This is a genomic window from Streptomyces sp. (assembly GCF_019510245.1).
GTDB lineage: Bacteria > Actinomycetota > Actinomycetes > Streptomycetales > Streptomycetaceae > Streptomyces.
On sequence record NZ_JAEKKT010000256.1, the window covers coordinates 1 to 10,979 of the forward strand.

At 69.2% G+C, this 10,979-nt stretch carries 8 protein-coding genes; 7 read left to right on the forward strand and 1 reads right to left on the reverse strand.

All coding sequences use genetic code 11. The annotated features are described in order from the left end of the window. A partial coding sequence (locus JF597_RS48050) for a LamG-like jellyroll fold domain-containing protein (RefSeq protein WP_294011896.1) occupies positions 1-2,683 on the reverse strand: 2,683 nt, incomplete at its 3' end. Positions 2,684-3,098: 415 nt separating this feature from the next. On the opposite strand from JF597_RS48050, the gene JF597_RS48055 reads away from it, so the two are divergent. From JF597_RS48055 to JF597_RS48085, 7 genes are all read left to right on the forward strand, one after another. Further along, complete coding sequence (locus tag JF597_RS48055; protein WP_294011898.1) at positions 3,099-4,112, forward strand: LacI family DNA-binding transcriptional regulator; 1,014 nt, start codon at positions 3,099-3,101, stop codon at positions 4,110-4,112. Positions 4,113-4,241: 129 nt separating this feature from the next. Next, the gene (locus tag JF597_RS48060) at positions 4,242-5,489 is read left to right on the forward strand and encodes an extracellular solute-binding protein (protein WP_294011900.1); all 1,248 of its coding nucleotides are present in this window, start codon (positions 4,242-4,244) and stop codon (positions 5,487-5,489) included. 20 nt (positions 5,490-5,509) lie between these two features. Then, complete coding sequence (locus tag JF597_RS48065; RefSeq protein ID WP_294011902.1) at positions 5,510-6,499, forward strand: carbohydrate ABC transporter permease; 990 nt, start codon at positions 5,510-5,512, stop codon at positions 6,497-6,499. Further along, a complete protein-coding gene (locus tag JF597_RS48070; RefSeq protein ID WP_294011904.1) occupies positions 6,496-7,320 on the forward strand; it encodes a carbohydrate ABC transporter permease in 825 nt (274 codons plus the stop codon). The genes JF597_RS48065 and JF597_RS48070 overlap by 4 nt, the downstream gene beginning before the upstream one ends. A 75-nt stretch (positions 7,321-7,395) precedes the next feature. After that, positions 7,396-9,132 carry a trehalase family glycosidase gene (locus tag JF597_RS48075; RefSeq protein WP_294011906.1) on the forward strand — a complete coding sequence of 579 codons (1,737 nt, stop codon included), beginning with the start codon at positions 7,396-7,398 and terminating at the stop codon, positions 9,130-9,132. A gap of 67 nt (positions 9,133-9,199) precedes the next feature. After that, positions 9,200-10,528, forward strand: coding sequence for a cellulase family glycosylhydrolase (locus tag JF597_RS48080; RefSeq protein WP_294011908.1), 1,329 nt, complete (start codon positions 9,200-9,202; stop codon positions 10,526-10,528). Next, the gene (locus JF597_RS48085) at positions 10,525-10,968 is read left to right on the forward strand and encodes an RICIN domain-containing protein (protein ID WP_294011909.1); all 444 of its coding nucleotides are present in this window, start codon (positions 10,525-10,527) and stop codon (positions 10,966-10,968) included. The genes JF597_RS48080 and JF597_RS48085 overlap by 4 nt, the downstream gene beginning before the upstream one ends. Positions 10,969-10,979 lie beyond the last annotated feature (11 nt).

Here is a 10,979-nt window from a genome sequence, read left to right on the forward strand (position 1 = left end):
GGTTGCCCTTGGTCAGGGCAACCATGCGGTTGGTGTGGTCCCAGACCTTCCACTTGTAGCCGAGCGGCAGGTACAGCTCCTGCTCGGCGCCGCCGTCCACCCGCACGAACACGTTCGTCGGGCCGTGGTCCGCGTTCGCGTCGTAGGTGTTCAGTGAGGCGGTGAACAGGCTCAGGTCGTAGGTGCCGTCCTCCGGCACCGAGACGGCGAAGTTGATCGCTAGATCCGAACCGGTCCGCAGGCCGGAGACACTGTACCGGTTGGAGGTGAAGAACCTGTCGACGTGATCCGGGCCGCCCTCTGGGCCGTTTTTCGTCCAGACGCTGCCGGTGTGCGGGGCGTCCTCCACCTCGTACGTGGCTTGCCACAGCTTCGTGGGGGCGACGGTGGCGGTCGCCGTGCCGCCCGGGCTCAGGATGAGCTGGTACGCGGAGGAGTCCTTCAGCTTCGGCAGCGACGCGCCGAAGTCGAAGGCGACCGTGCCGTTGGTGACCTTCGCCGTCAGCTCGCCGACCTGGAGCGGCTGCGGCGAGTCACCCAGCTGACCGGTCCAAGGGATCTCCTGGACCCGCGCGTGCACCGTGTCACCGAAGACCGCGTTGTCGACGTTGTGGAACACCACCGTGCCGTCGCCGGACGAGCCGCCGAAGATCAACCGGGCCTGCGCCTTGCCCTTGTCCAGGGTGGCGACGCCCTGCATGGTGTAGCTCACGTTCGGCTGCGGCGGGCTGACCTTCACCGTGTCGCCGCTCATCTGCGAGTACGCGTTGAGCAGCCACCACTGGCCGTTGCCACGGTTGGCCTGCACCGCCGAGTCGCTCAGGTTCCCGTCGATGTTCCAGTACGCGATGTCCGCGTCCACCTTGGACTCCTCGATCGCGGACACCCACTGGATCATCTGGCCGGGCACGGAGGTGTGGTAGTTGAAGGCGTACTCGTTGATGTTGACGGGGAGCCGGGTGCCTTCGCGGTCGGTGCCCTGGAACAGGTCCTTCTCCCACGCCCGGTACCTGGCGATGTTCTGGCGTACCGCCTCCGGGTGGCTCAGCTCGTGCCAGGTGATCACGTCCGGGAGGGTGCCGGCGGCCAGGGTGTGCGTGAGGAAGCCCTTGACCTGGTCGTACAGGACGCTGGTGTTGGGCCCGGCGATGCGGGCGTCCGGCATCCTGCCCTTGATCAGCCTGTAGGCGGAGTCCCAGGCGGCGAAGAAGTCCCTCGGGTCGGTCAGCCAGCTGACCTTGTCGTAGCTCCAGTCGCCGGTGCCGAACATGTTGCCCTCGGGCTCGTTGAACGGCACGAAGACGATGTTGTCCTGGTACTGCTTCGGCAGTCGCAGGACCTGGTCGACCTGCTTGGCGAGCTTCTCCTCGTAGAGCCTGAGCTTCTCGGCGGGGGTGTCGCCGGGCCATTCGTAGGGGAAGCCGCGGTTGATGTCCGTCATGTAGATGTACACGTCACCGTCGGTGGAGTCGGCCAGTGGCTTGACCACCTCCAGCGCGTCGGCGCCGGGGTGCTGCGGGCCGTCCTGGGCCTTGGTGGAGACGGTGCGCAGGCCCATGCCCTCGATGAGGTTGCCGGTGGGGACGTCCGGTCCGTACACGCCGTAGAGGGTGCCGGACGCGCCGCCGTGGAAGGCGCCGGTGTCCGAGGCGAGGTCGACGGTGAGGGCTCCCTCGCGAACCACGGTGACGGTCGCCTGCACGGCCTGCCCGGCCGCGGTTCCGGCCACCGTGAAGGTGCCCGTCCCGGCGTACTTCTCGGGCGGTACGGCGTCCCAGGTGATCGGCGTGTCGCGGTCGTAGCCGTCGGAGTACGAGGAGCGGATCGTGGCCGGCAGGGAGGGGGCCGTCCCGGTCGTCGTACGGACGTCGAACGACGACTGTGAGAGCCGTGTCAGGGTGGGCACGGCGTTGACCGTACCGGCCACCTGCTCGGCGGTGAGCGCCGAGTGCCAGACCGTGAAGTCGTCGATCGCGCCCTTGAGCAGCGGGTCCGGGTAGAACGACTTTCCGATGTAACCGGCCGCCGTGGCCGAACCGTCCAGCAGGTCCCCGGCGTTGACGGTCGTCGCGGCGGAGGAGACCGCCACGCCGTCGAGGTAGGTCGTGACCCGGTGGGCCATGGTGTCGAGGGTGACCGTCACCGTCCGCCAGCCGTCGGCGGGCAGCGGCGCGTAGCCGGAGACCTGCGCCTCCGCGCCTCCGCCGCCGGTGGTCACGGCGGTGCGCAGCACCCCGCCGTTGGACGGCGTCGTGAACAGGTACCTGCCGGTGTCGGTGCCCAGGTCGAAGATCCGCTGCCAGGCCGACGCGTCATCGCCCCACTTCACCCGGGCCGAGACCGTCAAGTCCGTTGCGTCTTGGAGGACTTCGCGGGGGAGACGGACGTACGCGCCGCCGGAGGTGGGCGCACCGCCGGGCAGGGACAGCGCCCTGCCACCGTCCGCGCCCGCGACGGACCGGGCGGTCGCGCCGTTGACCAAGGTAGCCGTCAGGCCGTTGCCAGAGCTGTCCGCGATCTCGCCGGCGGCAAGATCGTCCTGGTTGAAGGTGTAGCGGGCGGCGGGCCGGGGCGTCTCCGCCGCCTGTGCGGGGCCGGCGGGTGTGGCCAGCAGGCCCGCCCCGAGTGCCAGCGCCAGGGCGGCCGGGGCCCGGCGCCGGGCGAATCTCTCAGCGGATGACATGGATTGCGTCCTCAGTCCTTGAGTGGCGGCATCTGTCGAACCGGTTCGATCCAGTGCGAGAGCAGAAAGAAGGCAGTCAGGTGCGCAGGTGTGGCGGCTCAGCGGCCACCGTGGTCGTGCGGGGCCGGTCGGCGGTCGTCGGAAGGATCACTTCATCGAACCGGTTCGGCGAAGCTAACACCGGGAATCCCGGCCAGCAATCCCCTTGATTCGAAGAAATCCGGATCTTCTGCCGGGTGCAAAAGTGCGGCCGAAGGTGTTGACAGGCGTTGTCTCTGTTCCTACTTTCACTTCACGCGAACCGGTTCGACAATCGGCTCTCGCTCCTCGTGCCACTCGCCCCCTCATCACCCCTCCCGTCCGGCGCGTACTCTCTCCCCAGGGGGAGTTGAACCGGTTCGAGCAAGGAGCCGCTGTGAACATCGGTGAGATCGCCCGCCGGGCCGGTGTCTCGCGCAGCACCGTGTCGTACGCGCTGAGCGGGAAGCGCCCTGTCTCGGACGGCACGCGGCGCAAGATCCAGGAGGTCATCGACGAACTGGGCTACCGCCCGAACGCCAGCGCACGCGCCCTTGCCAACGGCCGGACCAACGCGATCGGCCTGGTCTTCCCGCCGGCCGGCAACCACTACACCGGGATGCAACTGGACTTCATCGGCAGCGTGGTGGAGGCCGCCGCGGCCCACGACTACGACGTGCTGCTCTCTCCGAGCGGGGTGGACAGCGACCGTTCGTTCCAGCGGCTGCTGGGGGAGCGGCGGGTCGATGGCGCGATCCTGATGGAGATCAGGCTGCAGGACGACCGGGCCGATCACCTGGCCGAGCTCGGTTTCCCCTTCGTCGCCATCGGCCGCACCGCCCACCCGGAGGGCGGCTGGTGGGTCGGCCTGGACCACACCGCCCTCGCCGCGGCCTGCGTCCACCACCTGGCGGACCTGGGCCACCGCCGGATCGCCTTCGTCAACCGGCCGGAACAACTGCTGCGAGCCGGATACGAGTCCGCGCACCGGGGGCTCGACGGCTTCACCAAGGCCGCCGCCGAGCGCGGGCTGACGGTACGGACGTACTGCTGCGGGGACGACGCGGCATCCGGCCAGGCCTGCCTGGAGCAGATCCTGCACGACGACCCGGCCACCACCGCCCTGGTCACACTGAACGAGGCCGCCCTCGGGGGTCTGTACCGGGGGCTCACCCAGGCGGGCCGCCATGTGCCGCGCGACTTCTCCGTCACCGGCGTCGTCGCCGGCCGCTGGGCGGAGACGGTAACCCCCCAGCTCACCGCCGCCGACGTACCGGCCGAGGAGATGGGGCGGCGCGCCGTCGACCTCCTGGTGGAGCGGCTCGACCAACCCGACGCGCCGCCTCGCCACCATCTCCTGACGCCGCCGATCTCCCTGCGGGCCAGCACCGGGCCCGGTACGGCGTCCTGACCACACTCCGCAGGTAAGCCCGCTCTCCTTTCACACGCCGATCGCTCATCGGTGCCGTCGGCGTGCCCTCACCACCTTGCCCACCCGTGCCCTCGGCACCCGCATGCCCAGAACAAAGGAACCCTCGCGATGAACAGCTCCTCCAGACAGCGCCGTCTGACCGCCGCGGCCCTCACCGCCCTGGCCGTCACCGTCACCGCCACCGCCTGCTCCTCCGGCTCGGGCAGCACCGGCACCGAGAACGCCGGCAGTGGCACGTACACCATCTGGGACCCCTACCCGCAGTTCGACAAGACCTCGGACTGGGCGAAGCTGCTCGACCAGTGCGGCACCAAGGCGGGCGTGAAGATCAAGCGGACCGGCTACGACACCAGCGACCTGGGCAACAAGACGCTGCTCGCCGCCCAGCAGGGCAACTCCCCGGACGTCCTCATCGTCGACAACCCCGTCGTGTCCACCCTCGCCGAGGCGGGCGTGCTCACCACCACTGCCGACAACAAGCTCGACACCTCCAAGGTCGACCCCAACCTCCTCGCCGCCGGCCAGTCCGGTGGCAAGACCTACGGCACACCCATCGGCGCCAACACCCTCGCCCTCTACTACAACAAGAAGATCCTGAAGCAGGCCGGAGTGGACATCACCTCGGTCAAGGACTGGACCTCGCTGACGGCGGCCCTGGCGAAGGTCAAGAAGGCCGGCAAGAAAGGCATCACGTTCTCCGCGATCGGCACGGAGGAGGGCAGCTTCCAGTTCCTGCCCTGGTTCTGGGGCGCCGGCGCCAAGCTGACCGAACTCGACTCCGCCCAGGCCGTGTCCGCGCTCTCCCTCTGGAAGGACTGGCTGAAGCAGGGCTACGCCCCCAACTCGGTCCTCAACAACACCCAGACCACCAGCTGGCAGGAGTTCGCCACCGGCGACTACGCCTTCAGCGAGAACGGCACCTGGCAGCTCGCCAACGCGAAGAAGGCCGGTTTCGACTACGGGGTGCTGCCCATCCCGGCCGCCAACGGCGGCAACGCGGCGGCCCCGACCGGCGGTGAGTTCGTCACCGTCCCGGTCCAGAAGGACACCGGCCGCTACGCCACCTCCCAGAAGCTGGCGACCTGCCTGACCAGCACCGCCAACCTGTACGACACGGACACCACGCTGTCCTACGTGGCCCCGACCGCGGAGGTCCAGGACAAGCAGGTGGCCGCGAACCCCGACCTGAAGCCGTGGGTCGAGGCGGTCAAGTCGGCCAAGGGCCGTACCAGTGACGACCTGGGCACCAAGTACCCCAAGATCTCCGAGCAGTTGTGGAAGGCCGTCCAGTCGGCCCTCAGCGGCTCCCAGTCGCCCGGGGGCGCGCTGTCCGCGGCCCAGTCCGCCGCCAAGTAGCCCGACCGCAGGGGTCGTTGATGAAACCCACGACAAAGCTGCCGGATCACCGGTCCGAACGTGTCCGGATCGGGGCGTCCGCGGTCGCCCCGCCCCCGCCCCCGGCCCCCGGCCCGGCACGCCGCCGGCCGGCCTCCCCGCAGTGGGCCGCCTGGGCCTTCCTCGCCCCGGTGACTCTCTACCTCGCCCTCTTCTACGCCTATCCGCTCTACCGCAATCTCGACCTGAGCCTGCGCGACTACACCGTCCGCTCCTTCGTCCAGGGCGACGCCCCGTTCACCGGCCTGGCGAACTACCGCACCGTCTTCGACAACCCGACCTTCACCCCGGCGTTGCTGCACACCGCCGTCTTCACCGCCGTGTGCCTGTTCTTCCAGTACGTCATCGGGCTCGCCCTCGCCGTCTTCTTCAACCAGCACTTCCGGCTCTCGGCCACCCTGCGCGCCCTGTTCCTCGTCCCCTGGCTGCTGCCGCTGATCGTGTCCGCCTCCACCTGGTCGTGGATGCTCAACAGCGAGTCGGGCGTCGTCAACGCCGCCCTGCACGCCGTAGGCATCGGCCCGGTGAACTGGCTGACCTCACCGTCCTGGTCGCTGACCTCGGTGATCATCGCGAACATCTGGATCGGCGTCCCGTTCAACCTCGTCATCCTCCACAGCGGCCTGCAGTCCATCCCCGCCGGCCTGTACGAGGCCGCCGCGCTGGACGGGGCGGGAGCCTGGCGCCGGTTCTGGCACGTCACCTTCCCGCTGCTGCGTCCGGTGTCCGCGATCACCCTGCTGCTGGGGCTGGTCTACACGCTCAAGGTCTTCGACATCATCTGGATCATGACCAAGGGCGGTCCGGCGGACTCGTCCACCACCTTTGCCACCTGGTCCTACCAACTCGGCTTCGGCAACCTGCTGCCGGCCTTCGGTCCCGGCGCGGCCGTCGGCAACCTGCTGGTCGTCACCGCCCTGGTCTTCGGCCTGATCTACGTCCGGGTCCAGCGAAGGCAGGCGCTGTCATGAACTCGAGCCGCAGGCGCACCCGGCTGAAGACCATGATCGGCGTCCTGCTGACCGCGATCATGCTCTTCCCGGTCTACTGGATGGTCAACGTCTCCCTCACCCGCGACCAGGACATGCGCAAGAGCCCGCCGGACCTGCTGCCGCTGCACGGCACTCTGGCCGGCTACCGCACCGTGCTGGACGAGCAGTTGCCCTACCTCGGCACCAGCCTCGTCATCGGCCTGGGCACCGTCGTGCTGACCGTCGCTCTGTCCGCACCCGCCGGCTTCGCGCTGGCCAAGCTACGCCCGCGCGGTGGCAGCGTACTGAACTTCGTCCTGCTGGCCGCCCAGATGATCCCCGGCATCATCATGGCGATGGGCTTCTATGCCATCTACCTGCAGCTGGGGCTGCTCCAGTCCGTGCCCGGACTGATCGTCGCCGACTCGACCCTGGCCGTCCCGTTCGCGGTGCTGATCTTCACGGCGTTCATGTCCGGCATCCCCGGCGAACTGCTGCAGGCCGCGACGACCGACGGCGCAGGGCCGCTGCGCACCTTCTGGTCCATCGTCCTGCCGATCAGCCGCAACGCCGTCGTCACCGTCTCCCTGTTCGCGTTCCTCTGGTCCTGGTCCGACTTCGTCTTCGCCAGCACCCTGGTCAACGGCGGCGCCCACGAGCCGATCACCCTGGGCATCTACCACTACATCGGCAACAACAACCAGCAGTGGAACGCCATCATGGCCACCGCCGTCGTCGCCTCCCTGCCGGCCGCGGTCATCCTCGTCCTCGCCCAGCGGTACGTCGCCGCCGGTGTGACCGCCGGAGCCGTCAAGGACTGAATCCGCCACCCGCCACAGAACCGGCCGGCTGCCGGTCGGCCGCCGCCCCCTGCCCCAGAAACGAGTCACGCCACCATGACCGCCGTTCCGTCCGGCCCGGCCTTCTCCGTCCACGACATCCCGTTCAGCACCTACGGATCCTGGTTCGACATCTCGCCCGTGGTCGCGGAGAAGACGTACGCCGAGGACCTCCACCTCGTCTCGCACCAGAACGGCATGCACGCGGTTCTGCGCCTGGTCCCCCTGGACCCAGGGACGGGCGATCGCGCGGAGACCCGAGTCGAGGCGAGCCCCGGCCTGCTCACCTGGTCCGGCGCGAGCGGGCGCATCGACCTCGCCTACGAGTCGCCGGACACCGTGAGACTCCGTGGAAGCGGCCTCGGCCTCGGCGTCTCGGCCGCCGCGCATGCCCTCACCCCGTTCAGCGGAACGTACTTCTTTCACGACCCGGCGACGGACGGGCACGTCTTCACGTCGTACGAGACCGGCCGCCGCTACCGCGTCACGGTGCTGTCCGGCACCCTGGCCGAGACGGCTGGAGCCCAGACCCTCGGCCGTGCCGAGCGCGGTCTCGCCATGGCCGCGGAGGCGGACGGGACCTGGGAGATCGCGCTCGACGAATTCGAGACCGCCCGCCCGCCCTATGCGTCCTCGGCGCCCTTCGACGACATCGTGAGGTCGGCACAGGGGGCCTTCGCGGACTTCGCCGACGCGGTCGCCCCCTGGCGCTCGTCCGCCACCCCGGCGGCCGAACTCGCTGCCTACGTCCTCTGGTCGGCAACCGTACGGCCGGCCGGCCTGGTCACCCGGCCCGCGGTGCTGATGTCCAAGCACTGGATGGACAAGGTGTGGAGCTGGGACCACTGCTTCAACGCCCTTGCGCTGGCGCCGGGTTGCCCGCAGCTGGCGCTGGACCAGTTCCACCTGCCCTTCGACCACCAGGACGCGGGCGGCGCCCTGCCCGACTCGGTCACCCACTCCGAAGTCCTCCACAACTTCGTCAAGCCCCCCATCCACGGCTGGACCTTCGGCCGCCTGCGCCGCCGCCTGCCGATGCCGCCCACCCCGGCCGAACTGTCCGAGGCCTACGACCGTTTGGCGCGCTGGAACGACTTCTGGCTCACCGCACGACGCGCCCCCGGCGCCCAACTCGCCTACTACCAGCACGGGAACGACAGCGGCTGGGACAACGCCACCACCTTCGACCCCGAACGGGTGGTCGTCACCGCAGACCTGGCCGCCTTTCTCGTCCTGCAAATGCGTGAACTCGCCTGTCTAGCAGGAGAGTTGCGGAGACGGGACGAGGCGGCCCGGTGGACGGCCGCCGCCGAGGAGATGCAGGCGGCGCTGCTGGACCGGCTCTGGACCGGCGACAGGTTCGTCGCCCGCGGAGCCGGCACCGGCGACACCTGGAGCAGCGCGAGCCTCCTGGACCTGATGCCCGTCGTGCTGGGCGAGCATCTGCCCGCCGAGGTCGGCAGTGCGCTGGCCGACTACATCAAGGCCCACCTGACCCCGCACGGCCTGGCCACTGAACTGACCACCTCCCCCAGCTACTTGGCCGACGGCTACTGGCGCGGCCCGATCTGGGCCCCCGCCACCGTCCTCGTCGAGGACGGCCTGCGCCGGGCCGGGCACCAGCGGCTGGCGGACGACATCAGTGCCCGCTTCCGCGCCCTGTGCGAGACGCACGGTTTCGCCGAGAACTTCGACGCGCTGACCGGAACGGGTCTGCGTGACCGCGCATACACCTGGACGGCGAGCAGCTACCTGCTCCTCGCAGAAGCGCACGCTCTCCGGGACGGCCGCTGACCGCAGTCCTCTCAAGGCCCCGGGGCTGTACCGGCCCCGGCCCCCTCCCCACCTCAGGAGCCGCACGATGAAGTTGCTCTCCGCCCTCCCCGACGCCGCCGCCCGCACCAGACGCCGAGCCGTCTCTTCCACCGCCGTCCTGCTGGCCGCCCTGGCCGCTACCCTGGTGCCCGTCGCGCCCTCCCGGGCCGCTGACACCAGCGTCACCGTCGACTTCGCCACCGCCGGCGGGGCCCCCACGTACCACGCCTCCGGCATGATCTACGGCATGACGCCGGACGGCTCGCTCCCGCAGGACCACTTCTTCAAGGACATCAAGTGGCACTTCATGCGGGCGGGCGGTGCACAGCTCAACAGCGGCGGCTACGCCACCAGCCTCGCCGACTACCAGACCCGCTGGAACTCCACTCTCGCCCAGTACAAGCGGACGGTCGCGCTCGGTGGCACGTTCGTGCTGCTGCCGCACGACCTGTGGGGCGCGGACGGCACCACCAGCCAGGGCTGGCCTGGTGACAACGGTGACTGGACGCAGTTCGACAACTTCGTCACGCAGCTCGTCAATGACGTCAGAGCCAACAACATGACCGTCGAATGGGATCTGTGGAACGAGCCGGACGGCGCCGGCTTCTGGAAGCCCTCGCAGGCCCAGTACCTGCAGATGTGGTCGCGCTTCTACGCCAAGGTGCGCGCCGCGTTCCCGAACCAGCTGATCGTCGGCCCCAGCATCGCCGGCCAGCCGAACTCCTCGAACACCTGGTGGACGACGTACCTGAACTACGTCAAGGCCAACAACGTCGCCCCGGACATCTACAGCTGGCACGACGAGCCGGGCGACCCGGTCACCGACGTCGGCCGCGCCAACTCCACGCTCTCCGCGGCGGGCCTGACCAACACCCGCGCCTACCAGATCAACGAGTACGCCACCCTGTCCATGCAGTCCCCGGGCGGCGGCGCCTGGTTCATCGGCCGCCTGGAGCGCGCCGGCGCCGACGGCCTGCGCGGCAACTGGGCCTCCGGCACGAACCTGCACGACGACGAGGCCAACCTGCTCACCAGGAACAGCGCGGGCCGGTACCTGCCGCTGGGCGAGTGGTTCATGTACCGCTACTACGGCTCCCAGACCGGCAACATCGTCAACCTCGTCCCCGGCTCCGGCACCGACGGCCTCGCCACCAAGGACAACACCGCGAAGAACGCCAAGGTGCTGCTCGGCAGCAACGGCAACACCGGCAACGTCACCGTCAACCTCACCGGCCTGAACACCACCTCGGTCGTGGAGAACGGCAAGGTCCGCGCCGTCGTCCAGCGCGTCTCCAACGGCAACGGAACGCCAAGGACGGCTACACCGTCACCCTCCTCCCGCCGTCCAACACCACCGTCTCCACGGTCGCGGTGAGCGAGAACAGCGGCCAGTGCCTGGACGACACCAACCTGAGCACCGCCAACGGCACCCAGTACCAGCAGTGGAACTGCGAGGGCGGCTACCAGCAGATGCTCGACCTCAAGCCGGTCAGCGGCAAGACCAATACCTACACCGTGGTCAACGAGCTGAGCGGCAAGTGCCTCGACGTCTCCGGGGCGTCCACCGCCGACGGCGCCGCCGTCATCCAGTACACCTGCAACGGCGCCACCAATCAGCAGTTCACCCTCAACCCGGTCACCGCGCTCGGCAACAGTCACGACTACCAACTGGTCGCCGCCCACAGCGGCAAGTGCGCCGACGTCAGCAACGTCTCGACCTCGCCCGGTGCCCTGATCCACCAATGGACCTGTGACCCGGCGAGCGCGCTGAACAACAAGAGAAACCAGATCTGGCGCCTCCAGGGCATGGGCTGACCTGTCCCCGG

Bases quoted from the DNA above. Each gene is read 5' to 3' on its own strand.
- JF597_RS48060 (WP_294011900.1), top strand. From the start codon at position 4,242: ATGAACAGCTCCTCCAGACAGCGCCGTCTGACCGCCGCGGCCCTCACC.
- JF597_RS48065 (WP_294011902.1), top strand. From the start codon at position 5,510: ATGAAACCCACGACAAAGCTGCCGGATCACCGGTCCGAACGTGTCCGG.
- JF597_RS48070 (WP_294011904.1), top strand. From the start codon at position 6,496: ATGAACTCGAGCCGCAGGCGCACCCGGCTGAAGACCATGATCGGCGTC.
- JF597_RS48075 (WP_294011906.1), top strand. From the start codon at position 7,396: ATGACCGCCGTTCCGTCCGGCCCGGCCTTCTCCGTCCACGACATCCCG.
- JF597_RS48080 (WP_294011908.1), top strand. From the start codon at position 9,200: ATGAAGTTGCTCTCCGCCCTCCCCGACGCCGCCGCCCGCACCAGACGC.